The organism is Archangium gephyra (assembly GCF_049060025.1).
GTDB lineage: Bacteria > Myxococcota > Myxococcia > Myxococcales > Myxococcaceae > Archangium > Archangium gephyra_A.
The window spans coordinates 2,238,156-2,262,965 of record NZ_JBMEQQ010000002.1 but is presented as its reverse complement, the minus strand read 5'-3'; the positions used below and the strand labels follow the sequence as shown (position 1 = coordinate 2,262,965).

20 protein-coding genes, 2 tRNA genes and 1 pseudogene are annotated in these 24,810 nt (G+C 69.2%); 13 read left to right on the top strand and 10 right to left on the bottom strand.

Going from position 1 to position 24,810, the window contains the following annotated elements; genetic code table 11:
- Window positions 1–53 precede the first annotated feature (53 nt).
- From ACN28I_RS09755 to ACN28I_RS09730, 6 genes and pseudogenes are all read left to right on the top strand, one after another.
- Window positions 54–461 (top strand): (deoxy)nucleoside triphosphate pyrophosphohydrolase, encoded by a 408-nt coding sequence (locus ACN28I_RS09755; RefSeq protein ID WP_420941795.1) that lies wholly within the window; start codon window positions 54–56, stop codon window positions 459–461.
- A gap of 1 nt (window position 462) precedes the next feature.
- Window positions 463–1,404: a hypothetical protein gene (locus ACN28I_RS09750; RefSeq protein WP_420941794.1), complete on the top strand. Its 942-nt coding sequence runs from the start codon at window positions 463–465 to the stop codon at window positions 1,402–1,404.
- A gap of 240 nt (window positions 1,405–1,644) precedes the next feature.
- Window positions 1,645–3,679: pseudogene (ftsH, locus tag ACN28I_RS09745) on the top strand (ATP-dependent zinc metalloprotease FtsH).
- A gap of 112 nt (window positions 3,680–3,791) precedes the next feature.
- On the top strand, window positions 3,792–4,037 hold the full coding sequence (locus ACN28I_RS09740; RefSeq protein WP_324950427.1) for a hypothetical protein: 246 nt from the start codon (window positions 3,792–3,794) through the stop codon (window positions 4,035–4,037).
- A 50-nt stretch (window positions 4,038–4,087) separates the two neighbouring features.
- Window positions 4,088–4,705, top strand: coding sequence for a nucleotide exchange factor GrpE (locus ACN28I_RS09735; RefSeq protein ID WP_420941793.1), 618 nt, complete (start codon window positions 4,088–4,090; stop codon window positions 4,703–4,705).
- A 138-nt stretch (window positions 4,706–4,843) separates the two neighbouring features.
- The gene (locus tag ACN28I_RS09730) at window positions 4,844–6,292 is read left to right on the top strand and encodes a trypsin-like peptidase domain-containing protein (RefSeq protein ID WP_420941792.1); all 1,449 of its coding nucleotides are present in this window, start codon (window positions 4,844–4,846) and stop codon (window positions 6,290–6,292) included.
- 12 nt (window positions 6,293–6,304) lie between these two features.
- Here ACN28I_RS09730 and ACN28I_RS09725 read toward each other — a convergent pair whose 3' ends face one another.
- Window positions 6,305–6,961 (bottom strand): DUF6066 family protein, encoded by a 657-nt coding sequence (locus ACN28I_RS09725; protein WP_420941791.1) that lies wholly within the window; start codon window positions 6,959–6,961, stop codon window positions 6,305–6,307.
- 182 nt (window positions 6,962–7,143) lie between these two features.
- Between ACN28I_RS09725 and ACN28I_RS09720 the strand changes: the two genes are divergently transcribed.
- Window positions 7,144–7,509 carry a PilZ domain-containing protein gene (locus tag ACN28I_RS09720; RefSeq protein WP_420941790.1) on the top strand — a complete coding sequence of 122 codons (366 nt, stop codon included), beginning with the start codon at window positions 7,144–7,146 and terminating at the stop codon, window positions 7,507–7,509.
- 78 nt (window positions 7,510–7,587) lie between these two features.
- Here ACN28I_RS09720 and ACN28I_RS09715 read toward each other — a convergent pair whose 3' ends face one another.
- Window positions 7,588–9,138 carry a Glu/Leu/Phe/Val family dehydrogenase gene (locus tag ACN28I_RS09715; RefSeq protein WP_420941789.1) on the bottom strand — a complete coding sequence of 517 codons (1,551 nt, stop codon included), beginning with the start codon at window positions 9,136–9,138 and terminating at the stop codon, window positions 7,588–7,590.
- Window positions 9,139–9,440: 302 nt separating this feature from the next.
- On the opposite strand from ACN28I_RS09715, the gene ACN28I_RS09710 reads away from it, so the two are divergent.
- Window positions 9,441–9,516: transfer RNA gene (locus tag ACN28I_RS09710), tRNA-Thr, on the top strand.
- Window positions 9,517–9,680: 164 nt separating this feature from the next.
- On the opposite strand, the gene ACN28I_RS09705 is transcribed toward ACN28I_RS09710, so the two are convergent.
- The 7 genes from ACN28I_RS09705 to ACN28I_RS09675 form a co-directional block, all read right to left on the bottom strand.
- Window positions 9,681–10,319 carry a cation diffusion facilitator family transporter gene (locus ACN28I_RS09705; RefSeq protein ID WP_420941788.1) on the bottom strand — a complete coding sequence of 213 codons (639 nt, stop codon included), beginning with the start codon at window positions 10,317–10,319 and terminating at the stop codon, window positions 9,681–9,683.
- The gene (locus ACN28I_RS09700) at window positions 10,312–11,079 is read right to left on the bottom strand and encodes a methyltransferase (protein ID WP_420941787.1); all 768 of its coding nucleotides are present in this window, start codon (window positions 11,077–11,079) and stop codon (window positions 10,312–10,314) included. Before ACN28I_RS09700 ends, ACN28I_RS09705 begins: the two co-directional genes overlap by 8 nt.
- Window positions 11,080–11,081: 2 nt before the next feature.
- A complete protein-coding gene (locus ACN28I_RS09695) occupies window positions 11,082–12,362 on the bottom strand; it encodes a TolC family protein (protein WP_420941786.1) in 1,281 nt (426 codons plus the stop codon).
- Window positions 12,349–15,498: an efflux RND transporter permease subunit gene (locus ACN28I_RS09690; RefSeq protein ID WP_420941785.1), complete on the bottom strand. Its 3,150-nt coding sequence runs from the start codon at window positions 15,496–15,498 to the stop codon at window positions 12,349–12,351. The genes ACN28I_RS09695 and ACN28I_RS09690 overlap by 14 nt, the downstream gene beginning before the upstream one ends.
- Window positions 15,499–15,503: 5 nt before the next feature.
- On the bottom strand, window positions 15,504–17,075 hold the full coding sequence (locus tag ACN28I_RS09685; protein WP_420941784.1) for an efflux RND transporter periplasmic adaptor subunit: 1,572 nt from the start codon (window positions 17,073–17,075) through the stop codon (window positions 15,504–15,506).
- A 445-nt stretch (window positions 17,076–17,520) separates the two neighbouring features.
- Window positions 17,521–17,826, bottom strand: a complete 306-nt coding sequence (locus ACN28I_RS09680; RefSeq protein WP_420941783.1) for a hypothetical protein — start codon at window positions 17,824–17,826, stop codon at window positions 17,521–17,523.
- 35 nt (window positions 17,827–17,861) lie between these two features.
- Complete coding sequence (locus ACN28I_RS09675; protein ID WP_420941782.1) at window positions 17,862–18,395, bottom strand: TlpA family protein disulfide reductase; 534 nt, start codon at window positions 18,393–18,395, stop codon at window positions 17,862–17,864.
- A gap of 96 nt (window positions 18,396–18,491) precedes the next feature.
- Here ACN28I_RS09675 and ACN28I_RS09670 point away from each other — a divergent pair, with 96 nt between their 5' ends.
- The 5 genes from ACN28I_RS09670 (at window position 18,492) to ACN28I_RS09650 (ending at window position 23,625) form a co-directional block, all read left to right on the top strand.
- On the top strand, window positions 18,492–18,821 hold the full coding sequence (locus tag ACN28I_RS09670; RefSeq protein ID WP_420941781.1) for a YnfA family protein: 330 nt from the start codon (window positions 18,492–18,494) through the stop codon (window positions 18,819–18,821).
- A 146-nt stretch (window positions 18,822–18,967) separates the two neighbouring features.
- Window positions 18,968–19,070 (top strand) — tRNA-Thr (locus ACN28I_RS09665).
- Window positions 19,071–19,361: 291 nt separating this feature from the next.
- The gene (locus tag ACN28I_RS09660; protein ID WP_420941780.1) at window positions 19,362–20,582 is read left to right on the top strand and encodes an AHH domain-containing protein; all 1,221 of its coding nucleotides are present in this window, start codon (window positions 19,362–19,364) and stop codon (window positions 20,580–20,582) included.
- A gap of 9 nt (window positions 20,583–20,591) precedes the next feature.
- Window positions 20,592–21,839, top strand: coding sequence for an imm11 family protein (locus tag ACN28I_RS09655; RefSeq protein WP_420941779.1), 1,248 nt, complete (start codon window positions 20,592–20,594; stop codon window positions 21,837–21,839).
- A gap of 271 nt (window positions 21,840–22,110) precedes the next feature.
- Window positions 22,111–23,625: an N-acyl-D-amino-acid deacylase family protein gene (locus tag ACN28I_RS09650; protein ID WP_420941778.1), complete on the top strand. Its 1,515-nt coding sequence runs from the start codon at window positions 22,111–22,113 to the stop codon at window positions 23,623–23,625.
- Window positions 23,626–23,685: 60 nt separating this feature from the next.
- Here ACN28I_RS09650 and ACN28I_RS09645 read toward each other — a convergent pair whose 3' ends face one another.
- Complete coding sequence (locus tag ACN28I_RS09645) at window positions 23,686–24,810, bottom strand: SMP-30/gluconolactonase/LRE family protein (protein ID WP_420941777.1); 1,125 nt, start codon at window positions 24,808–24,810, stop codon at window positions 23,686–23,688.

Sequence of the window (24,810 nt, the reverse complement as noted above, 5' to 3'; positions counted from 1 at the left end):
CCGGGCCGTGTTAGTCCGCCCCCCTTCCTGCTTCCGTGAGAAGGAGTCTGGAAATGGCTCGCCGTCACATCCGCGTCGTCGGCGCGATGCTTCAGAACACCGAGGGGCGCTACCTCATCACCCAGCGCCCGCCCAAGGCGACGCTGCCGCTGCTGTGGGAGTTCCCCGGAGGCCGGGTCGAGGAAGGGGAGGGGGACGAGCAGGCCCTCGCCCGGGAGATTCGTGAGGAGATGGGCGTGGAGGTGGAGGTGCTGGAGCAGGCCCTCCACACCCATCACGACTATCCCACCTATGACATCGACTTCCGCGTCTACCGCTGCCGGCTCACCAGCGCGGAGTCGGCCATCCAGCACCTGCGCGTGCATGATCACCGCTGGGTGACGCTGGAGGAGATGGCGAAGTACCAGTTCCCCGACGCGGACGCGAAGACGTTGGCCAAGCTGCTGGGCCTGGAAGCCTGACGTGAGCCGTCGTTCCGCCCTGGTGCTCGCGGGGCTGTTGCTGGGGGCCTGCACGACGAAGAAGCCCTCCGGCTCCGAGTCCTCCACCGCGGCCGACCCGCGCTACCCTCCCGCCGAGGGCCTGCCCGGCTGCCGGCTCTATGGGGAGCCCCGGCGCATTGGCCAGGTGGCGCTGGAGCTGGCCGAGCTGTCCGGTCTCGCCGCCAGCACCCGCCACGAGGGGGTGCTGTGGGCCCACAACGACTCCGGCAACTCCTTCCGGCTCTTCGCCCTCGATGCGTCCGGCAAGGTGCTCGCCTCGGTGACGCTCACCGGGCTCGAGCCGAAGGACGGGGCGAGGATGGACCTGGAGGACATCGCCCTGGGCCCGTGCGCCTCGGGTGAGACGCGCTCGTGTCTCTACCTGGCCGACATCGGTGACAACTTCGAGCGCCGGGAGCAGGTGCGGATCTTCCGCTTCCCCGAGCCGGAGGTGGCCGACGCCTCCGTCGCCGTGGAGACACTGGCCTTCTCCTATCCGGACAAGCCCCATGACGCCGAGTCGCTCATCATTGAAGCGGGCACGGGCCGGCTGGCGGTCATCACCAAGGAGCGCGGCTCGCTGGGCGAGGTGTTCGCGCTGGACGGGCTGGCGCCGGGCACGGTGACGAAGGCCACGCACCTGGGCACGCTGCATGCACCCGGGGAGGTGGACTACCGCACCACCGCGGCGGCGCTCCATCCGTCCGGCCAGCGGCTGTTGCTGCGCACCTATACCCGTGTGTGGGAGGTGCGCCGTCCCGAGGCCTCCCGGTTGGAGGAGCTCGTCCAGGGCGAGGTGGCGGAGGTGCCCGGCCCCAGCCAGGCCCAGTCGGAAGCCATCACCTGGTTGCCCGGTGGACGCTCCTTCGTGCTCGGTTCCGAGTTCGCCGGCCAGTTCATGTACCGGGTGGACTGCCGCTGATCGGCGTCCCCGGCCGCGAGCTGTTTACTGCCGGGCAGAGCCGTTGTCCGGATGGATGAGCGCTGTTCCGGCGTTACCACCATTACCCAGCTGTATCGGGCATGCCGGGTTGACCGGCGGGCGAGTGTGGACATCTTTTGCCCGCGGATCAGTCGTAACACGTACCACCAGGGGTACGTGCCATGGGGGAGGGGGAGTGCGTCGACGATGAAGCCTCAGAACACCATGCCGCCGGGGGGAATGAGCCCTCGCGGAAAGAAACAGGAAAAGCCACAGCCTCCTCCCGCCAACAAGGGGTTCCGGTTCGGCTCGCCGCTGGGCTACATCCTTCTGCTCGTCCTGGGCTTCATGCTCTTCAGGAACGTCTTCACGGACGCGGGCGTGCAGCGCAAGACCTACAGCGAGCTCCGCGCGGCCATCGAGGAGGACAAGTTCTCCAAGGTGCAGATCGCGCCGGACTGGGTGAAGGGCTATCTCAAGGAGAGCGGTACGCCTCGTGCGTCCGGCACGCCCGCGAGCGGGTCCGAGCGCCTGCGTCCCGAGCTGCAGTGATCTGCCGTGGATGGCCTACCGCGTCCAGGGAGACGAGGAGCTGGTGCCGCTGCTGGAGCGGCAGGGCGTCCCGTACGAAGCGGTGGTCCAGTCCGGCTTCAGCGATGTGCTGCTGATCTGGCTGGTGCCGCTGGGCCTCGCCTTCCTCTTCTGGAGCTTCATGATGCGGCGGATGGCCGGCGGGATGGGCCAGGGTCCGCAGAGCGTCATGAGCTTTGGGAAGACACGCGCCAAGGTGCAGGCCGAGGCCGACACCGGCGTGGGCTTCAAGGACGTGGCCGGCGTGGACGAGGCGGTCGACGAGCTGCGGGAGATCGTCGAGTTCCTCAAGACGCCGGAGAAGTTCCGCCGGCTGGGCGGCCGCATCCCGAAGGGCGTGCTGCTGGTGGGCCCGCCGGGAACGGGCAAGACGCTGCTGGCCCGTGCCGTCGCGGGTGAGGCGGGCGTGCCCTTCTTCAGCCTCTCCGGTTCCGAGTTCGTGGAGATGTTCGTCGGCGTAGGCGCCGCCCGGGTGCGCGATCTGTTCGCCCAGGCCACCGCCAAGGCCCCGTGCATCATCTTCATCGACGAGCTGGACGCCATCGGCAAGAGCCGCAACGCGGGGGTCGCCGGTGGCCATGACGAGCGCGAGCAGACGCTCAACCAGCTCCTGGCGGAGATGGATGGCTTCGACAGCCGCGCCGGCCTCATCATCCTGGCGGCCACCAACCGCCCGGAGATCCTCGACAGCGCGCTCATGCGTCCGGGCCGCTTCGACCGGCAGGTGCTGGTGGATCGTCCGGACAAGCGCGGCCGCGAGCGGGTGCTGGAGATCCACTCCAAGGGCGTGAAGCTGGGACCGGACGTGGACCTCAAGTCCATTGCCTCGCGGACCCCGGGCTTCGCGGGCGCCGACCTGGCCAACGTGGTGAACGAGGCGGCCCTGCTCGCCGCGCGCCGCAACCGCGACTTCGTCATGAAGGCCGACTTCGAGGAGGCCATCGAGCGCGTGGTGGCCGGCCTGGAGAAGAAGAACCGCCGGATGAACGAGCGCGAGAAGGAGATCGTCGCGCATCACGAGGCCGGCCACGCGGTGGTGGGGTGGATGCTGCCCCACGCGGAGCGGGTGACGAAGGTGTCCATCATCCCCCGAGGCATCGCCGCGCTGGGCTACACCATGTCCCTGCCGCTCGAGGACCGGTACCTCATGTCCTACGACGAGCTGCGCGACAAGATGGCCTCGATGATGGGCGGCCGTGCCGCCGAGGAGATCTTCATCGGCGAGGTCTCCACCGGTGCCTCCAACGACCTGAAGCAGGCCTCGGAGATCGCCAAGCTGATGGTGCGCGACTACGGCATGAGCTCGCTGGGGCCCGTGGCCCTGGGGGCCGAGCAGAACCCCTTCCTGCGCTCGGCCGGCGGTCCGGAGGTGCGCACCTACTCGGAGCAGACGGCGCGGATGGTGGACGATGAGATCCGCAAGATGGTGACCGAGGCGCTCGAGCGGGCCCGGGAGGTGCTCTCCACCCACCGGGACAAGGTGGAGGCACTGGCTGCCCGGCTGCTCGCCACCGAGGTGGTGGACGAGGATGAGATCCTCCGCATCCTCGGGCCCAAGGCCACCGCGGCACGGGGTCTGCTGCACCCGGAGGCGCGCCAGGTCATCTCCGCCCACCCGGCGGGCGGTGACGAGCCGCCTCCGCCCGGAGCCCAGCACTCCACCGGGAAGTTGCCCGACGCCTGAGCCTCCGGGCGCCCGCCCGCTTGCTCTCCAGCCTTGCCTTCGCCCTTTCACGCCGCATGTTCTGCGGTGTCGAGAGGGCGAAATTATGTTGCCCGGGAAGGAGGGAGAGGCCGTGGAGAATAGAATCGGGAAGAGCTATACGGCGCGGAAGGCACTCTTCGCCAAGGGACTGCGAGAGGGCCGTCTGTCGGTGCAGGAGATAGAGAAGGCCCTGCCGGCGGGGACGCTCACGGCGGCCGAGCGGTGGCTGCTGTACTACTCGCTGCGAGCAGCCCAGGTGGAGATCGTCGACGAGGTGACGGGCCAGGTGGATCACGGCTTCATGTCCGAGCAGCCCGCCGCGCCCGCCGAGCACTAGTTCCGCCGTCGGAGCGTTGACACATCCCCGGGGCTGGTTACGTTCGCCGCATGAACGGCAATCCCCGGACAGAGGGTGCGTCCCAGGACGCGCAGGCCCAGGAGGCCGCCGCCTCGGCTGCGCCCGAGACGTCCACCGAGCAGCAGCCGCCGGCCCAGGAGGCCGCGCCAGCGGTGGATGCGGAGAAGCAGCGGTTGGAGGCGGAGTTGGCCACGGCCCGGCGCCGCGTGGATCAGCTCGCCCGCGCCTACCAGGAGCTGGAGAAGGACCGCGAGGAGTTCAAGCAGCGCCTCACCCGCGAGCGTGAGCGGATGATGGACGTGGAGCGCGGCAACGTGGCCACCGTGCTGCTGGAGGCGGTGGACGAGCTGGACCGCTCGCTGGCGATGAGCGGGGGAGATGTCTCGTCGCCCCTGGCGCAGGGCGTGAAGATGATCCGCGACGGGATGCTCTCGAAGCTGCAGCAGTCGGGCATCGAGCGCCTCCAGGTGGTGGGGCTGCCGTACGATCCCAACACGGCCGAGGCCACGGACATGGAGATGACCGCCAACCCGGACGATGACCAGAAGGTGGTGGCCGAGGTCCGGGCGGGTTACCGGCTGAAGGAGCGGATCATCCGTCCGGCCCGGGTGAAGGTGGCGAAGTACATCGCCCCCGCCCAGGCCTGAGCGGCGCCACAGGTGTTCCCTCTCCCTCTGGGAGAGGGGTAGGGTGAGGGTCTTCCCCCTCGCCCCGCCGTGCCCCGGAAGCGGATCCGGACAATCCTGGGAAATAGGCGGAGGGAGTGGCTGTTCGAGCCCATCGCCATGGCCCGTGTCGTGAATCCCCGGTCTCTGTCCCTTTTCCCCCTCCTCGCGGTGCTCTCGCTGGTGCTCGTGCCCCGGGCGGGGGCCCAGCAGGGAGCGCTCGCGCCGTGGCTCGAGGCACGGGCGCGGGAGCATGCGGCCTGGGCCGAGGACACCCAGCGGGTGACCAGCGGGCCCATGGGGCTGTGGCGGGAGTGGGCCGCCAGCGAGCCGATGCTGCCGGGCTTCGTGCCGCCCACGTCGCTGGCGCCGCTGATCCGCGCGGTGGAGGCGGGCGTGGTGAACATCAACGTCATGGGGGCGGCCCACCCGCTGCGGGGCGTGACGCGCTCGGCGAGCGGCTCGGGCTTCATCCTCACCCCGGACGGGTTGGTGGTGACGAACAACCACGTGGTGGCGCGCGAGGACGAGGCGGCGAGTGAGATCATCGTGCGCCTGTCGGACGGGCGCGAGTTCTACGCCGAGGTGGTGGGGCGCGACGCGTCCACGGACGTGGCGCTGCTGAAGCTGCTGGGCAAGGGCGTGGGGGGGCTGCCGGCGGTGTACCTGGGGGACTCGGACCGGATGGAGGTGGGGGACTGGGTGGTGGCCATCGGCAACCCGTTCGGCCTGGACCACTCGGTGTCGCACGGGATGATCTCCGCCAAGGAGCGGGTGATCGGCGTGGGCCCCTTCGACGACTTCATCCAGACGGACGCGCTCATCAACCCGGGCAACTCGGGCGGGCCGCTCTTCAACATGCGCGGCGAGGTGGTGGGCGTGAACACGGCCATCATCACCGAGGGGCAGGGCATCGGCTTCGCGGTGCCCATCAACATGGTGAAGGATCTGCTGCCCAACCTGCGCAAGAACGGCCAGCTCCAGAAGGGGTGGCTGGGCGTGGTGATCGACGAGCAGCCGCAGGTGGGCACGCGCGCCGCGGTGGTGACGCGGGTGTACCCCATCAGTCCGGCGGCGCAGGCGGGCATCCGCCCCGGAGACCAGGTGGTGCGGGTGAACGGCAAGCAGGTGGACTCGTTCCAGCAACTCCTGCGCAAGGTGGCCATCATGGCGCCGGGGTCCGAGGCGAAGCTGACGTTGCTGCGTGACGGCGTCTCGCAGGAGGTGGTGGTGAAGCTGACCGCCCGTCCGGCGCAGGAGGTGCTGGCGGCGATGAACAGCCCGGGCAACCTGGGGGAACTCGGACTGATCCTCCGGGACGTCACCCCCGAGGTGGCCGCCCCCATGGGCCTGCAGCCCTACGGCGGGGTGCTGGTGTCGGGGGTGTTGCCGCGCAGCCCGGCGGCGAACGCGGGGCTGCGGACGGGAGACGTGGTGACGGAGGTCAACCGCCGCAAGGTGAAGGACGTCGCGGCGGTGAAGGGGGCGCTGGAGAAGGGCGCGGGCGCCTCGGTGCTCCTGCGCGTGCAGCGCGGGGATGTGCAGCAGTACGTCGCGCTGAAGCTCTGAGCCCTCCGGGGCCTACTTCTTCTTGCCCTTCCTGGCGCCTGTCCCGGCGGCGGCCCCCTCGGCGAACCACAGGCCGAGCGGCTCGCCCGTGCGCGCGTCCGTGAGGCGGATGGCCTCCACGCGCGCCGCCACCCCCTGGGCCTTTCCGCCGCTCTTGCGCGGGAGCGTCCACACCCCCTGTGGCGTGAAGACGACCTGCACCCGGATCTGCCGGGCGGAGAAGAGGCGCAGGAAGTCGGTGGCGGCCCAGCCCTCGGGGGTGGTGCCGGTGATGCGGATGAGGGGCAGCAGCGGGTTGCCCGCCGAGTCCGTCTGCGTGGGTGTGCCCTGGGTGAGGACGTAGGCGCCACCCGGGAAGGAGGGGATGACCTGGATGGTGTAGTTGCCGCTGCGGGGCTGGTACGGGCCGGGGCTGAGCATGGTCGCCACCTCCTCGCGGACGATCATGTAGAGCTTCCGGCCGCCGTACTTCCCGCGGAATGCCTCGGCGTCCCTGCGGCAGGACGGGCCGGCGAACAAGCCGGCGCACTCGCCGATGTACTTGTCCAGGAACGTCGTGAGGCTGCCCAGGGCCTCGGCCTGATCCCTCAGTTGCGCGAAGCGCGCGTCCACGTCCGCCAGGGCGAGGGTGGGCAACAGCAGCAGGGCGGTCAGGAAGAGTCGTTTCACGGGGGGCTACTCCAAGAAGAAGGGAGGGGGAGAGTGCCACCGCCCGGCGCCTCCGGGCACCCCGGAGATGGGTACGTGACGGTACGTCTCGGTATGTGGCGGTATGGGATGGTGGAGATTTTGACTACATGTCCGCACCATGTAGTTTCTGTCCCACCTTCCCCCCTACCCAGAGGCACCGGATGGCACCACAGGCCCAGGTTCGAGAGCGGCGTACCCACCTGCGTTTCGACAAGGTTTTCACCATCTACCTCTCGACGGAGGGGGGGCTGAGCCGGGGCATCGGCCGCAACATCAGCGCGCAGGGCATGTTCGTGGAGACGCGGGAGCAGCTCTCGCTGGGCGAGCGGGTGAAGGTGACGTTCGCGGGCGAGGACGGCACGGAGATGACGTGCCTGTGCGAGGTGCGCTACCAGGTGGCGCTGGCGTACGGGCGCAAGGACGGGCGCGAGGGCAACAGCCGCGGCGTGGGCCTGCGGGTGGTGGCCTACGAGGTGGCGGAGGATCAGCCGCTGCTGCTGGTGGCGCGCGAGCGGGTCATGCACTGAGAAGCGCCGGGGGATGGAAAAGCGAAAGGGCACGGCCGCCAGGAGCGACCGTGCCCTTCGTGCTTCAGGGGGAGGGGATTACTGCGAGAAACCCTCGAGGAGGTAGTGGGCCTCGATGCGCTTGAGCGCGAGGATCATCGCGGCGCAGCGGGGATCCACTTCCTTGCCGATGCAGAACGGACGGCTGTCGTGCGTGTCCGAGCGGCGGGCCTGGTTGCGGGAGATGTCGCGGATGATGCGGTAGTTGCGCTTCATCGCGTGCTCGAGGCGCTGGTTGACCTCGGCCTCGCTCCAGCGCTCCATGCGCTTGTTCTGGATCCACTCGTAGTAGCTCACCGTCACGCCGCCGGCGTTGGCGATGATGTCGGGGATCATGTCGATGCCGCGCTTCTGCAGGACGCGATCGGCCTCGGGGGTGGTGGGGCCGTTGGCGCCCTCGGCGATCAGCTTGACCTTGAGGCGCTCGGCGACGTCGGCGGTGATCTCTCCACCCAGGGCGGCGGGGAAGCAGATGTCGGCCGGGACCTCCCAGAAGTCCTTCTTCTCGATCTTCTGGGCGCCGGGGAACCCGAGCACGCTGCGGCGCAGGTTCTTCGGATCGTTGACGTGGGCGATGAGCGCGGGCACGTCGATGCCGTCGCCGTTGAAGAGGGTGCCGTCGGCGTCGTTCACCGCGAGGAGGCGGGCGCCCATCTTCTGGAGGATGGCGGCGCCGTGGCTGCCCACGTTGCCGAAGCCCTGGAGGATGAAGGTCTTGCCCTTGAGGGTCTCACCCTTCTCGGCGAAGTAGTCCTCGATGCAGAAGGCCACGCCCTGGCCGGTGGCGGCCGCACGGCCCTCGGAGCCGCCGATGCGCACGTCCTTGCCGGTGACGATGCCGCGCAGGTTGTGCCGCTCGCGCTCGCCGTCCGAGTACTGGCGGTACATGAGCGCCATGATGTCCCCGTTGGTCCCCACGTCGGGTGCGGGGATGTCGATGTTGGGGCCGATCAGGCTCTTGAGCCTGTACATGAAGCGCAGGGTGATGTTCTCCAGCTCCTCGCGGCCGTACGAGCGCGGGTCGATCTGGATGCCACCCTTGCCACCGCCGAACGGAACCTCGGAGATGGCGGTCTTCCAGGTCATCTCGGCGGCGAGCGCCTTGAAGAGATCCAGGGAGACCTCGCGGTGATAGCGGATGCCGCCCTTGTAGGGGCCGCGGGCCTGGTTGTGCTGCACGCGGTAGGCCTTGAAGCGCTGGGACTCGCCGGGGACGAGCTGGTAGACGTTGCCGTCCGGCAGGCGCAGGTGGCCGCGGCTGATGTTCACGTCCGAGCCCAGCAGGGCGCGGCCGTTGAGGATGATCTTCCCGTCGGCCAGGCGCTCGAGACCCTCGGGGTTGCGGACCTGGGTGACGGAGAGGCTGGCGAAGTCACGCGCCTGCTCGGGGGCGAGCGGCACGAGGCGGTCCTTCAGCTTCGCGGTGACGTAGAAGATGTGCTCGTAGTCGGGCTCCTCGAGCTCGAGCCGCACGCGCTTGTCGAGGCCGATGAGATCGGCGGCGCGATGGAAGATCTCCATCGCCTCCGTGTAGACGGTGCGCTTGGGCGTCGGGGCCGGGGCGCGCATGAAATTCTCTTCGCTGGCCATGTGAAAATCGCTCCTTGGGGATAGGCGATTGTTGAGTAAAGGCGAGGCCCTTATGCGCATAGCCGCCCCCATGAGGTCAACCGCCGGGCAGGCTTGTTGGAATCCAAACTTTTAGTTCTTTCAGGTAGTTAGCCAACGCGGCGTGTCATTCACACACCGGGTGCTCGCCTGCGTGCGCTCCCGGGCTGGGCGCGGAGGGGGAGGGGGCTTGACGGGGGGGATGAAAGAAGTGCTTGCCCTGGTTGGAGCAGCGTGTTACTTCGCGCCCATCTTTCGGTGACGCCGAAAAGCGCTGTGGTTGTGCCGACATAGCTCAGTCGGTAGAGCAACTGATTCGTAATCAGTAGGTCTCCGGTTCAAATCCGGATGTCGGCTCCATGAACGGGTCGCCAGGCGAGAGTCTGGCGGCCCGTTCTCTTTTTGCGCGCTGGCGTCTCCGGCCTTCTTCCGTGCCTGTCGAGCCCCTCTGCCATCCTGGGGCCGCGCTGGCCCTGCTCATGTGGGGCTACCTGGGCTGTGTTCCTCTTCGAGAAGCTCGTCCGTCAAGCACAGCAGTCCTCACCGCGCCACGCCTCGCGGCCCTCCTTCACCAGGAAGAAGGTCATTCCCAGGGCGGCGACCGGGTCGGCCCACCACCAGCCGAAGGCGGCGTTGAGGCCGATGCCCACCAGGGTGATGAGGGACAGCCACCAGCACGCCGTCGTCTGGAAGGCGTCGGCCTCCATGGCTCGGCTGCCGAGGGCCACGGCCGTGCACCGCTTCGCTCGCGCCAGCCATACCATGACCCCCAGGGACAGCGAGGTGAGCAGGATGCCCACCAGCGACGGCTTCACCTCCTCGCTGCCTCGAAGTGTTGTCACGGCGTCCACGGCGATGAACCCGGCCAGGAGGAACAGCGAGAGGCCGATGAGCTGGTGGGCTCGCCTGTCCAGCCGCTCCACCGCCTCGGTGTTCCTGGCATGGCGCTCCGCGAGCAGCCGCCACAGCATGACACCGCCCGAGGTGCTCTCCACGAAGCTGTCCACCCCGAACCCCAGGAGGGCCACGCTGCCCGCGGCCAGCGCAGCGGTCACGGCCACCACGCCCTCCACCACGTTCCACCCCACCGTCAGCCCCGTGAGGGCCAGCGCCCGGCGGAGGAGAAGCGGGCGTCCTTCTGGCAGCGGATGCGCTTCAAGCATGGGTTACCCCTCCAGCCTGGAACCGCGCGGGGAGTCGGCCCACGCCGGGAAGGAAGCGGCCCACCCGTGACGCATAGGCCCGGTAGGCCTCTCCATGAAGGCGCATCAGGTGCTCCTCTTCCAGCCGCACTTGGAGGGACACCAGCAGCACGTAGTCGGCCCACGCCATCACCGTCCACGCGCTCGGCGTCACCAGGGCGATGCCCGTCACCACCAGCAGCATGTCGGTAAAGATGGGGTTGCGGACCACGGCGAACAGGCCCCCCGTCACCAGTTCCGTGCGCTCCCGGTCGATGCCGATGCGCCAGGAGGTGCCCATCTGCGCCTGGGCCACCATGGTGACGAGCAGGGCGCCGCCTGCCACTCCCCAGCCCACCCAGCGGATGGAGGCCGGGGTGGACCACACGCCGAGCGACTCTCTGAGCCGCCGGCCCAGGGCCTGCCGCGCTCGATGCAGCCGCACCGCCGCGTTGTTGGGCGTGAGGCCCGCTTCCTGGGCGAAGGTGGACACGCTGACCCCCTCCAGGTCCACCCGGCGCACGATGGCCGTGTACTCGGGCTTGAGTGTACCGGCCAGCTCCGCCACGCACCCGCACACCGCGCGCTCCGCGTCGTGCAGCCCCTCGCCCTTCTCCAGGCCCCGCACGAAAGCCGCCTGGAGCACCTCCTCGGCTTCACCCGGGCTGCCCACGCGAGGGGTGAGGAAGGCGAGGAAGCGTTGCCGCTGCGCCACCAGCACGTCCAGGACCTGCGGCTCCATGCTCACGGCTCCACTCCCTTCCCGGCGGAGGTGGGCAGGCCGCCGCCCACCACGCGCTCCAGCTCCGCCTCGGCGGCGTTCAGCTCTTCCAGTGCCTCGATGTAGCCCCGGCGGGCCTCCAGCGCCTCACGGCGGATGAGCAGCAGTTGCAGGAAGTCGAGTTGCCCGGCTCGGTAGCCCTCGGTGGCCAGCTCCGCATTCTCCCGGGCCGCCTGGAGGACTCCTCCGGTGAAGGCTTCCCATGCTTCACGGGCAACCCGGTAGCGGGCCGCTGCGAGTTGCACCTCCTGCGTGACGCGCCGCTCCAGCGCCTCCAGCGCGAGCTGCGCCTGGGTGACGCGGGCGCGGGTGGCTCCACGCTCGGCCTGGTTGCGGTTGAAGAGCGGGAGCGAGAGGCCCAGGGTGCCCTGGACGATATGGGCGTCCTCCTCGCGGTTGTAGCTTGCGCCAAGTCTCGGGGTGGGAATGACCTCACGGCCAGCGAGTCTCTGCGCTGCCTCCGCGGCACGCAGCTCCTCACGCGCCACCAGCAGATCCGCCCGGTTGCTTCGAGCACGGGACAGCCACGTCTGCACCTCAGCCGTAGGCCGAGCCTCGGTGGGCTCCAGCGTGCCCTGCACGGTGAGGGGCTCGCCGGCCTCCAGGGCCAGGAGCAGCTTCAAGGCCCCCGTCGCGACCCCATGCCGGTTCTGGGCCGCCAGCCGCTCGCGGCGGGCACGGCCCAGCTCCACGCGCGCCGTGTTCACCTCGATGAGCGACGCATCCCCCGTGCGGTAACGCTCCTCGGCGGCCTGGAGGGCCTGTCCCGCCAGCTCCGCTGCTTCGGCGGCGAGCTTCACCTGCTCCGCGGTGGCCAGCCCCCGGCCGAACGCCTCGCGCACCTCCGCCGCGAGCTGGACCCGTCGCAGCTCCAGCCGCGCCTCGGTGGCGCTGCGCAGCGCCTGGGCCTCATCGCGCCGGGCTCCACGCTGCCCGCCTATCTCCACGGGCTGGGTGAGCGACACGCCGTACTCCAACGTGCTGGTGCCGCCGCGCTGGCGGGGGCCGAGGGCCGCTTCCAGCTCGGGGTTGTTGCGCAGAAGGAGGCTGGCCTCGGACAGCCGGGCATCCGCCGCCGCGACCTCGGCCTGAGCCGAGCGCACCTCCGGGTGGTTCTCCAGCGCCAGTCGCACCGCTTCGTCCAACGTGACGGTGCGCTCCTGGCCCCTGGCGGGCACCGCCACGAGCAGCACGAGCCCCATCAGGGCCGGCCAGAGGGAAGGGCTGCGGTCAGACAGCGGCATGGGCCGGCTCCTTTTCTTCTTCGTCGGGGCCGGACTCGGGCCCGCTTGCGTGCGCTCCCTCCTGCGTCCGGGTGGTGCCGCTCCCCGCGCCGAAGACCGAATACAGCACCGGCAGCACCAGCAGCGTCAGGACGGTGGAGGAGAGGACGCCACCGATGACGACGGTGGCCAGGGGCCGCTGGACCTCCGCGCCCACGCCCGTGTTGAGGGCCATGGGGAGGAACCCGATGGCGGCCACGGCGGCCGTCATCAGCACCGGCCGCAGCCGCGAGTGGGCCGCTTCGCGGAGGGCTTCCTTCAGCGCCTGGCCCCGGTGGAGGAGCTGCCGCACGCGGGAGACCAGCACCATGTCCCCCAGCACCGACACGCCCGAGAGGGCGATGAAGCCCACGGCGGCCGAGATGGAGAAGGGCAGGCCCCGCACCAGCAGTGCCAGCACTCCGCCCACCATGGCGAACGGCACGCCCGCGAAGACGCGCAGCGCATCCAGCACCCGCCGGTAGGTGAGGTACAGCAGGGTGAAGATGAGCGCGAGGGCGATGGGCACCACGATGAGCAGCCGCTCCCGTGCCCGCTCCAGGTTCTCGAACTGCCCACCGAACCGGAGGTAGTACCCGGCCGGCAGCTCCACCTTCTCGCCCAGCGTCCGGCGGACCTCGTCAACGAAGCTGCCCAGGTCGCGCCCGCGGACGTTGGCCTGGATGACGACGCGGCGCTTGCCCCATTCGCGCTGGATGGTGGTGGGCCCTGACACCTCGCGGATGGTGGCGAGCCGCCCCAGGGGAACCCGCTCGCCGCTGGGGGCGGCCACGAGCACCGTGGCGAGCTTCGCCGGGTCCTCCCGGTACTCCTCGGTGAGGCGCACGGCCAGGTCAAACCGGCGCTCTCCCTCCCGCACCTCGCCCACGATGTGCGTGCCCACGGCGGCCACCACGTCCAGCACGTCCCGGGCGGGAATGCCGTAGCGGGCGATGGCCGCCCTGTCCACCGCCACCTCCAGCACGGGCTGTCCCGTCACCTGCTCCACCGTCACATCCGCGGCACCGGGGATGGCGCGCACGAGGGCCTCCATCTCCCGGGCCTTGGCCTTGAGCACGTCCAGGTCATCCCCGAAGAGCTTGATGCCCACGTCACTGCGCACGCCGGCAATCATCTCGTTCACGCGCATTTCAATCGGCTGGAGGAAGGCCATCCTCATGCCGGGCAGGTCCGCCAGCTCCGCCTTCATCTCCGCCACCAGCTCCTCCTGCGTGCTGGCGCGCTTCCACGCCTCCCGGGGCTTGAGGGTGACGAACACGTCGGACAGCTCGATGCCCATGGGGTCGGTGGCCACCTCCGCCGTCCCGGTGCGCGTCCACACCCGCTTCACCTCGTCGGGGAACCTGGCGAGGAGCACCTTCTCGAGCTGTCCCCCGTAGCGCAGCGACTCGGTGAGAGATACCTCGGCCAGCCGCACGGTGTTGATGACGATGGTGCCCTCGGACAGGCGCGGGACGAACTCGCTGCCGAGCCAGGTGGCGGCGACGCCGGTCCCCACCACCAGCAGGCTCGCGCCCACGAGGACGGCCCTGGCGTGGGTGAGGGCCCAATCCAGGGCCGGGCGGTAGACGCGCAAGAGGAAGCGGACGAGGCGTGGCTCGCGGTGCGTTGCGCCCCCCTTGCGCAGCGCGAAGGAGGCCAGCACCGGCATGAGCGTCATGGACAGCAGGGCGCTTCCGAGCAGGGCGGAGATGACGGTGAGCGCCATGGGGCGGAAGAGCTTCCCCTCCACCCCCTCCAGGGCGAGGATGGGCAGGTACACCACCATGATGATGAGCTCGCCGAAGAGGGTGGGTTTGCGGACCTCCACGGCGGCGTCCCGCACCACCTCCAGGATGCTGCGCCCCTCCTTCACCTTGGCCAGCCGCCGCTCCGCGTTCTCCACGAGGATGACGGAGGAGTCCACCACGAGGCCGAAGTCGATGGCTCCCAGGGACATGAGGGTGCCAGCGATTCCGAAGCGCAGCATCGCGTTGAAGGCGAACAGCAGGGACAGCGGTATGGCCGCCGCGACGATGAGGCCCGCCCGCCAGTTGCCCAGGAAGATGAAGAGGACGGCGATGACGAGCAGCGCGCCCTCCAGGAGGTTGGTCCGTACCGTGCGCAGGACCAGGTCCACCAGCTCCGTGCGCTCGTAGACGACCTCGACCTGGACGTCCCCGGGCAGGCTCTTCTTCACCTCCTCGAGGCGCTGGGCCAGGGCCTGCGTCACGACGTGGGAGTTCTCTCCCATGAGCATGAAGCCCAGGCCCAGCACGACCTCTCCCTCTCCATCCGCGGTCGTGGCTCCGCGGCGGATCTCGCTGCCCACCTCCACCCGGGCCACATCCCGCACGCGCACCGGCACGCCGTTGCGTGCGGCGATGACGACCTCCTCCACTGCCTTGCCGTCCTCCAGCACGCCCACGCCGAGGACGAGGCTGGCCCCTCCACCGCGCTCCACCACACCGCCGCCCACGTTGGCGTTGTTGGCCTCCAGGGCGCGGTACACGTCCCCCAGCGAGAGGTTGAACTGCTGGAGCCGCCGGGGTTCCACCACCACATGCCACTGCTTCTCCGCCCCGCCCCAGGCGTTGATCTCGGCCACGCCCGGCACGCTGCGGAGCTGCGGCGCGATGGTCCAATCATGCAGCGTGCGCAGCTCCTCCAGGCTCTTCGTCCTGCTTTTGACGAGGTAGTGGAAGACCTCGCCCAAGCCCGTGGCCACCGGCCCGAGGGTGGGATGAGCGATGCCCACGGGCACCTCCACCCGGCCCAGCCGCTCGGCCACCTGCTGGCGGGCGAACCACAGGTCCGTGCCGTCGCTGAATTGGAGCGTCACCTGGGACAGGCCGAACTTGGAGATGGAGCGCATCTCCGCCAGGTGAGGCAGGCCCGCCAGTGCCTGCTCGATGGGGATGGTGAGCTGCCGCTCCACCTCCACGGGGGTGAGGGCCGGGGCAACGGCATTCACCTGCACCTGGGCGGGCGTGGTGTCCGGGAAGGCGTCCAGTGGCAGCGCCCGGAAGGCCAGGAGGCCAGAGACGATGAGGGCCAGGGTGAGCAGCAGCACCGCTCCGCGGTGTTTGAGTGACCAGTCGATGATGCGGGTCAGCATGGTGGCTATTCGCCTTCCTCGCAGCAGCCCGCGCCGATGGAGTCCTTGAGGATTTCCGTCTTGAGCAGGAAGGCTCCCGTGGTGACGACCTCCACGCCGGGAGCCAGGCCCTTCACCACCTCCACCTCCTCCCGGGTGCCCGCGCCCAGCTCCACCGCGATGGGCTCGTAGAGGCCGGCTTCCTTCTTCACGAAGACGAGCGTGCGGCCCTCGGCGCGCTGGATGGCCTCGCGGGGCACCATGAGCGCTTCATGCTCGGCGGCCACCTGCACCTTGGCCCGCAGGAAGAGGCCCGCCTTGAGGGTGCGGTCCGGGTTGGGCAGCTCCACGCGGGCTCGCACGGTCCGGGTGGCCGGGTCCACGGAGGCCCCCACGCGCGTCAGGGTCGCCTCCCGGGCTTCACCTGGCACTCCCTCGAAGGTGAGCGTGACCCGCTGGCCCGCGCGCACCACGCCAGCGTCCGCTTCGGGAATCTCGAGCTGCGCCCAGAGGATGGACAGGTCCGCGATTTGAATGAGCACCTGCCCGGCGGCCACATTGCGGCCTGGGACGGCATCTCGGGCCACCACCGTGCCGCTGAAAGGGGCCTTCAACAGATAGGAACCCTGCTGGGTTCCGGTGGACGCTCCCGCGGCCGCCAGCGAGGCACGGGCCGCATCCCGCTCGCCTTCGGCCGCCGCTGCCTCGGCCTGTGCCTGTTCCAGGTTCTTGCGGGGGCTGATGCCGCGCTCAACGAGCGCCTGCTGTCGGGCGAGCGCGGCGCGTGCGGCCTCGAGCCGGGCCTGGGCCGCGGAGAGCCGTCCCTGGTCCTCTCCCACGGCGGCGGAAGCGACGGCCACCAGGGGCTGGCCCGTCTTCACCTCGTCGCCCACGTCCACGTGTGCTTCGATGACGAGGGCATCACTGCGTGCGGACAGTTGTGCGAGCCGGTTCTGGTTGAAGTCGAGCTGGCCCACCACGTCCAGGGTGCGGGCAAAGCGCTTCTTCTCCACGCGCTGCGTCTGGATGCCGGCCTCACGGGCCGTCTCCGCCGAGGCCAGCCGAACGCGCATGTCGGGCGGGGGGAAGACGGGAGGCTCCGCTCCGGCCGCCTTCACCAGCTCCGGGTGGCAGTACGGACAGACAGACTCCGGGAAGCCGTGCTCGCGGCAGTAGTCGCCGGCCTCGATGAACCTGGCCACCAGCTTCGGGTTGCATTTGGTGCACTTGGACTCGGGGACCGCGTGCTCCTTGCTCCAGTCCTTCGGGGTGGTGGCCTGCGCGGTGAAGGTGAGGCCCGGATTGCACTGGCGGCAGTGGGACTCGGGCAACCCGTGCTCCTCGCACCAGTCGTCCTGTGCCTTGAAGACGTCGATGAGGTCGGGGTTGCACTTCGTGCACAGCTCCGCGGGCACGCCGTGCTCGCACAGCTTCACCGCCTGGGCGGCTTCAGTGCCCGGCGCGGAGGGGTCGCCCGCATCGGCCGACTTCGAGGCGGACTGCTCCGTCGCGGTGGGCCTGCCGTCCTTCGAGCAGGCGAGCACTCCCATCACGAGGAAGGCCGCCAGGGCCATCGGGCCGATGCGGGCGGGCAGCATCTACTTCACTCCCTTCTTGGCGAGCCTCCGGGTGGCAGATGGCGCACTGGGACTCGGGCCGCTCGTGCTCGGCACACCAGTCACCCTTGGCCTTGTAGACGGCCGCCAGCTTGGGGTTGCAGCGGGTGCAGAGGGACTTCTGCACGCCGTGCTCCTCGCATCTGGGCTTTTCAGCCTCGGCCTTGGGGGCCTGCTTCGGCGGGGCCTCCTCGGCCAGGGCGGGGAGGGTGGGGACGAACAGGAGGGACAGCACCACGGACAGGGAACGCAGCGAACGCATGGATGGAACTCCAGTCGCGAAGGCCCCGAGAGGCCCGCGACGACGGTGCAAGCCCCGCGCGGCATGCGCGGGGAGGTGAGGGGACACAGGATTGAGCGAGGACTCGCGTGCGTCGGCAGCGCCCGCGACGGGGCTCTGGACACACGTCTCCCTAGAAGGACGGTCTCAGGCTCTCGGTGGCTGGAAGATGTCCGCGCTCACGCCGGAGGGAACCGACTCGTGAATGATCGACTGCACCGGTTCATGGATGGGGACCGGGACCGGCGCCTCCACCATCGGCATGCTCGGGGCCGCCCGGAGCGGGCAGCACAGGCACATCGCGCAGTCGAGTGCGCAGTCCGCGCACTGCTCTCCCGTCTCCTCTTCGTCCTCGCACGTCACGGCCCCCTCGCTGGCGAAGGCGAGCGTCTGGAAGACGCCCCCGGTCGTCAGCACGAGCAGGATGGCAAGGATGCGCAGGAGGAGCTGCATCGGTCGTCAGGGCTTACTGGGGACCCGGCGGAGAGTCAATGCGCGGGAGCGGGCGCACGGGGGGGATGCTCCCGGCTCAACCTCTCCAGAAGGCGGCGCATGGCCTGGGAATTCCAGTCACGAGGGCCGGAGAAGCGGGCCACCAAGCGCCCGTCGACCACCAGGATGCTCGCCGGGAGCGTGTCCACGCCAAACGAGCGGGCAACCGCGTGGCCCTCGTCCAGGCGCAGGTGGAGCCCGGGGGCGGGCGGTCCCCCCAGGAAGGCTTCCACGTCCTGCATGTGCGCGTCATGACTGAAGACGATGACGCGCAGCCCCTCGGGTGGTTTCTCCGCCAGCTCGAGCAGCCCAGGCGTCTCCTCCCGGCAGGGTGGGCACCAGGAGGCCCAGAAGACCACGAGCAGTGCATGGGAGGTGGGCACGCTCTCGAGCGCGGGAGCGGCTCCATCGAGCCGGACGTAGCTCGGAGGTGGCTCGGTCCGGCAGCCCGGCAGCAGCACCAGGCAGAGCAGGGCGGCCACGCTCGGGCCGATGATGCGCGTGAGATCACGGAGTAGCGGATGGGTCATGACCTTCCCGAGGGCCTGACCGTTCTATCGCGAGCCCTTGGCCTTGTAGTACCAGGAGTCTGTCGCCCCCCTCGCTCTCCTGAGAGGTACAGTACAGTGCTGCTGCTGCGCGCCTTCGGACTCTTCGTCCTGACGGCTCTGGCCGAGGTGATCGGTTGCTACCTGCCCTACCTGTGGCTGCGCGAGGGCAGGTCCGCGCTGCTGCTCGTCCCCGCGGCTGTGAGCCTCGCCGTCTTCGCGTGGCTCCTGACGCTGCATCCCACCGGAGCCGCCCGTACCTACGCGGCTTACGGAGGTGTGTACATCGCCGTGGCGCTCATCTGGCTGTGGCTCGTCGAAGGAGAACGGCCCACGACTTGGGACATTGTCGGAGCACTCGTCGCTATGATGGGAATGGCCATCATCGTGCTCGGCCCCCGAAGGTAGCGGCGCCGGACGCGCATGGAGACCCCCGTGCAACGGGGGAGGCGTGGGTTGGGTTCTCGCCCGTGAGCCCACCTGGAAAGCCGCTTCCGACCCGCCAGTGTTGGGTAATTCGAGCCGCCACTAGCGGCCAAGCAGGGCCAAAACAGGCCGATTTCCTCAGTGATTCTGGCTGGTTGCGATGGCGACCCGAGAGGGCACCACTCATTCGTAATCAGTAGGTCTCCGGTTCAAATCCGGATGTCGGCTCCATGAACGGGTCGCCAGGTAAAAACCTGGCGGCCCGTTCTCTTTTCCGGGCGCCAGCGTCTCCCGCTTCCTTTCGTACCTGCCGAGCCCCTCTGTCATCCTGGGGTCGGTCCCTGGCCTCGGAGGTGCGGTGTGTCCACCCGTTTTGTGGGTCCGTGCTCGGCAGGCACGCGGCAGCGCCCTTGGCTGGGTGCTTGGGCCCTCATCATCCTCTTCCTGCATGCCGCGTGCGCCACGGGCGTGCCTCACACGCGTTCATCCACGGCTGAAGCGGAGGTGGAGGGCTCGGACGAGGTGGTTCGCCTCGCCCAGCCCACCCGATTCGGGGCCGTGCAGGTCAGCGACGTCGAACTCAACGCGGCCCTCACCACCCTGGTGCTGAACATGCCGTTGCGGGTGGCCAGCTCCGGTTTTCCGCTCTACCTCCATCGGAAGCTGGCACTGGCCTCCGTCCCACTTACGGGCGAGGCGTGGCGCACGCCCCTGGCGCGGTCCTACGGGGGCTTCTGCGAGCGGCAAGGCACGCCGGGCGACTGCCTCAAGCTGTTCAAGGACGGACCGGGTCTGGATGGCGAGGACAAGCGAGACCTCGCCCTGGCGCTCTCCGTGAATGCGGCGCTGGAGGCGCGGGACGCGGAGCTGCGCGGCATGTTCTCCACGACGCAGCTGTGGACGACGCTGAGCCTCACCATCATCGGATACATGGCTTTGGTGGCGGCACCCGAGCCCGTCTCTAAAGGCGTGGCCGCTGCACTGGCCCTGCTCATGTGGGGCTACCTGGGCTGGGAGTTCTTCGAGCTGGTGCGGGCCTGGTTCCGGCTGTGGGAGGAGGCGGCGGAGGCCAGCACGTTCGCGGAGCTGCGTGAGGCGGGTGACCGCTTCGGCAAGGTCATCGGGCCCAACAGCGTGCGGATTCTCCTCCTGCTGGGCACGGCGGCAGTAGGGGAAACGGCGGCGCTCGTGTCCAAGGCCCCGACGCTACCGGGCTTCGCGAAAGCCGCCGATGCGCTCAAATCTCATGCCGGCATCCGAGACGTGCTGACGGCCGCGCAACAAGCGGACAAGGTGAAGGTCGCCGTGGCCGAGGGCACCTTCAGTGTCGTCCTGCCCGCCAACGTCGTGAGCATGGCCGCGAGGGGCTCTCCGGCGGGAACTCCGGCACGTACAGCTCCCTCGAAGAAGAAGCCGGAACTCCACCACATCGCCACCATCGAGAACGAGAAGTCCACCTTGCGCGGCGGTCCCTGGACGAAGGCATTCAAGCCGATCTTCGACAAGGCGGGCATGTCGATGAAGGACCCGGCGAATACGGTTTCACTGCTTGGGCACAGAGGTCCTCATCCCGAGGAGTACCATCAAGCCGTTTTTCGTCACCTGAAGACGGCGACGGAGAACTGCCCCAATCAACAGGCATGTGCCGTAGCATTGAAGAAAGCACTCCGTGAGTTGGCTGCGGAAATCTCCGATACGGGCAGCTTGCTCCACAGGCTGCTGACCCGTGGGGCCTCGCCCTAGGAGTTCTTCATGGCGAAGCGGTATTTCGACTTGTTCGAAGACGTTTACATCCCGAACCGGTGGGCACTGGGAAACCCCCTGGATGAGGGGAATCAAGAGCTTCGTACCTGGCTCTTTGAGCGGGGCGAGCCCGCGCACCTCGAGGGGCTCATTCGCATTCCCCTCTATGCTCCTGGGAGCGCGCTCGACTTCTCTTTCGTGTCAGGGGCGACCATCCCCGTGGTCCATGCCAGGGTAGCCGCTGTGTTCGCCAAGCTGGCCCCCGGTGATGTGCAGCTCATTCCGGTGGAGGTGAGCGGGCAGAGCGAGCCGTATGTCCTCCTCAACATCACGCGCGTCGTGAAGTGCATCGACGACGAGGCTTCCGACGAAGTGCGCTACGTGACACCGGAGCATGGTCTGCCGGACCAACTCGGAGGGTACCGGTCCGTGATCGGCATGCGGATCGACCCCACGAAGGTGGGCGATGCCCAGGTGTTTCGTACCTGGGGATGGAAGGTCGCCATCATCGTTTCCGAGGCCATCAAGGAGGCCCTTGAGGAACTGGGCGCGACGGGGTCGAAGTTCAAGGAGGTCACCGGCCCCAGCACCATCAGCGCGGACGAGCGCACGAGGAACCGGAAGATCCGCGAGCTGCTGGAGACGGCGGCCACCGCTCGTGAAACGGCTTGGCGCACCCTCGGCTCGCTGGACAAGGACGTCTTCATGCCCATCGCCATGAGCGGCTCGTGGCCGGGCCAGCGGCAGCTCTGGAGCGTCATCCGCCGCGAGTCAGGGCGTACGCTGCTTGTCACGCACGGACTCTCGGACCCGTTCATCGAGCGCCTGGAGCCCTCCGTGGGCTTCGGTCTGGAACTCGCCCTGGAAGTGGACGCGGCCGTGAAGGACATCTCCAAGGGCTGGCCCCTGATGCTGCTGGACCGTGTGGCGGATGAAGTCGCCGAGCACGAGCACGTGCGCGAGAGCGTGAAGGCGGGCCTCTTCTCCATGGAGGTGTCCGGAAAGGGCATGCCCAAGTCCCTCGTCACCGAGGAGGGCAGGGTGGCCGTGCTGCTGGGCGTGGAGTCACGCACGCTGCCGAGTCACTTCTCCGCTCCGTATGGGGAGGTGAAGCTCGTCACCGTCAAGGCGCTGCTACCCTCGGAGCTGGCGTACCTGCTGGAGCACGGCGCGGAGGGCCAGTCCGAGTTGGCGCGGCGCTTCGTGGAGAGCGGCGAGGAGCACCTGTCGCGTCTCAGAAGGAAGCCCGTGGCGTAGCACGGAGCGGTGATGCGAGGGTTGGCGCACCGACCGGACGGCTCCGGGCTATAGAGTGCCCATGGCTCCCTCCCATCCCACGATTCACCGCCTGGCCGCCTCCGCTGCATCCGCTCCCCTGACACGCCGCACTGTGCTCGGCTCGGCGTTCGCACTGGCCGGCGCGAGCGCACTCGGATGCGCGGGACGCGGACAGAGGCCCGGGGCGGGTCAAACCTACGACGTCCTGGTCCAGGGCGGCACTGTCTATGACGGCACGGGCGCTCCAGGCATGGCCGCGGACGTTGGCATCGCGGGAGGGCGCATCGTCGCCATCGGTACGCTGGCGGGAGCCGCGGCGCGCACCCTGATCGATGCGCGCGGGCTCGCCGTTGCACCCGGTTTCATCGACCTGCACTCCCATGCGGATGGCACCCTGTTCGACGACCCGAATGCCGAGTCCGTCCTCCGCCAGGGCGTGACGACCGTCGTCGCCGGGCAGGATGGGTTCTCGCGAGCGCCCCGCCTGCGTGCTCCGGCGCCATCCGTGGCGGGAGGTGGCTCGGAGCGCTTCTTCGGGAGCATGGGCGCCTTCTTCGAGGCCGTCGAGCGCCTCTCGCCCGCCGTCAACGTCGCGAGCATGGTCGGGCTCGGAACGGTCCGGGAATCGGTCATCGGGGAGGAGGACCGTCCTGCCACGCCCGAGGAGTTGGCCAGGATGGTGGCCCTCGTCGAGGCCGCGCTCGCAGAAGGGGCATGCGGTGCGTCCTCCGGGCTCGAGTACACGCCCGGGGCCTTCGCATCCCTCGAGGAACTCATCGCCCTCTGCCGTCCGCTTGGTGCACGCGGGCTCGTCTACGCGACGCACATGCGCAACGAGGACGAGCGGCTCCTCGAATCCATCGACGAGGCGATTGCCGTCGCGCGGGGCGCGGGCTGCCCGCTCCACATCTCCCACCTGAAGACGCAAGGCCCCAGGAACTGGAGCAAGCTCGATCAGGTCTTCGCGCGGCTGGAGCGCGCGCGCACGGTGGAGCGTGTCGATCTCTCCTTCGACCGCTACCCCTACGCGGCGTACCAGACCAACCTGACCAATCTCTTTCCCGCCTGGAGCCGGGACGGTGGCGCGGAGGCCTTTCTCGCGCGTCTCTCGGATCCGGTGATGGGAGAGCGCCTGCGGTCCGCCGCGATGGCGAAGGTGGAGAGCATCGGCGGCTGGGACAACGTGATGGTGTCCGCGGTGGCCCATGCGGCGGACCGGGCCGCGGAGGGTCAGCGGCTCGGCGGTTATGCCGCGGCACTCGGCACCTCTCCCTATGAGACAGCCGTCGGTCTGCTCCAGCGCAGCCGCGGTAACGTGGGCATGGTCGGCTTCGCCATGAGCGAGGACAACCTCGTGCGCATCATCTCGCACCCGCTCTGGATGGCGGCGAGCGATGGCTCCGCCGTGGCGCTGGAGGGGGCCGCGCGCCGCGGCCACCCGCATCCGCGCTCGCTCGGGACCTTCCCCCGGGTGCTCGGCGTGTACGTGCGTGAAAAGAAGGTGCTGACGCTCGAGCAGGCCATCCACAAGCTGTCGGGCTTCCCCGCCGCGCGCGCGCGGCTGAAGGATCGCGGACTGCTCGCCCCCGGGATGGCGGCGGACGTCGTGGTGTTCGACCCGGACCGCGTCGCGGACCAGGCCACCTATCCCCAGCCCTTCGCGTATGCCACGGGGATCCGCGCGGTGCTCGTCAATGGGGCGCTCGCGTTGCGTGACGGCGAGCGGGGGCCGCACCGGGCGGGACGTCCTCTGCGTCCTGACTGATGGGCGCGTGCTCCGGCTCCGCCGCCCTCAGCCGGCACGGCCCGCCGGGGAGGGCCCTGATCAAGGCCTCTGGGTGAGCGGCACGATCAGGAGCGAGCGAGAGACAAAGGAGCCGATCCAGAGCTCGTCACCGACGACGATGGCGCTCGTGCCCGCACTGAAGGTCTCGTTGGCGCCTCGCTTGAAGAGCGTGGCCGCCTGGAAGGTGGCCGGATCGATGCGGGCCACCTCCGTCCCAATGCCGCACTTCAGGACGAATCCACACAGGCCCACGACGGCGAGGTAATTCGGGTGCCCTGTCGCGAGGATGGCGCCGTCGGGCGCGAACCGGATGTTGTCTGGATGGAAGCCAAGTTCGACGGACCGGGGGGGCGTGGCGGCTCCACCGAGGGGGACCTCGTGCACCTTGTTGTTGAAGTACTCGTTCACGTACAGGCGCGTGCCGTCCGGCGACACGAGGATGCCGTTGTCTCCTTGAAAGCGGGTACCCGGAACTTCCGTCCAACCGCCTCCAGGCCCCCACCGCAACACCGCACCCTGCGACGAAGACGGAAGGTGCGGAATGGTGACGACGATGCCGCCGTCCGGGAGGGGGGCGACGGAGTTGGCTTCATGCTCCGCGGGCAGCACGATGCAGCCGGTCCAGGTCAGCTCGGGCCCCTCGGTTGAAACCCGGACGTCGAATACCTCGATCGACTCGCGGCCGCCGTGGTTGACGGCGTAGAGCGTGTGCTCACCCTGGGCGCGGGCACGGAGGGCAATCCCGTGCGCGGAGAGGAGCTTCGGATCGGGTGCACCGGGGCAGCCGGGGTAGGCCGGCGCGGCCGGACGCGAGAGCTCGGGTGTGATGGCGCGGAAAGCCTTGTCGCCGATCCTGACGGCGTAGAAGCCGCCCGAGGCCCAGTCGTCGTTGCCCATGTTGCCCGTGATGACCCAGTCACTGTCCCCGAGGCGCAGCAGGTCTTCTGGCTTGTTGAGCCCACACACGGCGCGGACGCCGCTGGTGAGCTCGCACTCCCTGCCCACACCTCGCCCGGCCGGCCAGATCTTCCAGTAGAGAGCGGGCGCGGCGGCGAACACCAGCAGCGCGAGGAGGCCGAGTGCGGCGATGCGCACGCCCCTTCTGCTGAAGAAGGAGCGGGGAGCGGCGGGTGCCCGTGTTGCTTCACTGTCAGGTGTCGGCAT

What these genes read in the sequence shown, in the direction of transcription:
- ACN28I_RS09755 (WP_420941795.1), top strand. Translation starts at nt 54, where the DNA reads ATGGCTCGCCGTCACATCCGCGTCGTCGGCGCGATGCTTCAGAACACC.
- ACN28I_RS09735 (WP_420941793.1), top strand. Translation starts at nt 4,088, where the DNA reads ATGAACGGCAATCCCCGGACAGAGGGTGCGTCCCAGGACGCGCAGGCC.
- ACN28I_RS09730 (WP_420941792.1), top strand. Translation starts at nt 4,844, where the DNA reads ATGGCCCGTGTCGTGAATCCCCGGTCTCTGTCCCTTTTCCCCCTCCTC.
- ACN28I_RS09720 (WP_420941790.1), top strand. Translation starts at nt 7,144, where the DNA reads ATGGCACCACAGGCCCAGGTTCGAGAGCGGCGTACCCACCTGCGTTTC.
- ACN28I_RS09715 (WP_420941789.1), bottom strand. Translation starts at nt 9,138, where the DNA reads ATGGCCAGCGAAGAGAATTTCATGCGCGCCCCGGCCCCGACGCCCAAG.
- ACN28I_RS09705 (WP_420941788.1), bottom strand. Translation starts at nt 10,319, where the DNA reads ATGCTTGAAGCGCATCCGCTGCCAGAAGGACGCCCGCTTCTCCTCCGC.
- ACN28I_RS09700 (WP_420941787.1), bottom strand. Translation starts at nt 11,079, where the DNA reads ATGGAGCCGCAGGTCCTGGACGTGCTGGTGGCGCAGCGGCAACGCTTC.
- ACN28I_RS09695 (WP_420941786.1), bottom strand. Translation starts at nt 12,362, where the DNA reads ATGCCGCTGTCTGACCGCAGCCCTTCCCTCTGGCCGGCCCTGATGGGG.
- ACN28I_RS09690 (WP_420941785.1), bottom strand. Translation starts at nt 15,498, where the DNA reads ATGCTGACCCGCATCATCGACTGGTCACTCAAACACCGCGGAGCGGTG.
- ACN28I_RS09685 (WP_420941784.1), bottom strand. Translation starts at nt 17,075, where the DNA reads ATGCTGCCCGCCCGCATCGGCCCGATGGCCCTGGCGGCCTTCCTCGTG.
- ACN28I_RS09680 (WP_420941783.1), bottom strand. Translation starts at nt 17,826, where the DNA reads ATGCAGCTCCTCCTGCGCATCCTTGCCATCCTGCTCGTGCTGACGACC.
- ACN28I_RS09675 (WP_420941782.1), bottom strand. Translation starts at nt 18,395, where the DNA reads ATGACCCATCCGCTACTCCGTGATCTCACGCGCATCATCGGCCCGAGC.
- ACN28I_RS09655 (WP_420941779.1), top strand. Translation starts at nt 20,592, where the DNA reads ATGGCGAAGCGGTATTTCGACTTGTTCGAAGACGTTTACATCCCGAAC.
- ACN28I_RS09650 (WP_420941778.1), top strand. Translation starts at nt 22,111, where the DNA reads ATGGCCGCGGACGTTGGCATCGCGGGAGGGCGCATCGTCGCCATCGGT.
- ACN28I_RS09645 (WP_420941777.1), bottom strand. Translation starts at nt 24,810, where the DNA reads ATGCCGACACCTGACAGTGAAGCAACACGGGCACCCGCCGCTCCCCGC.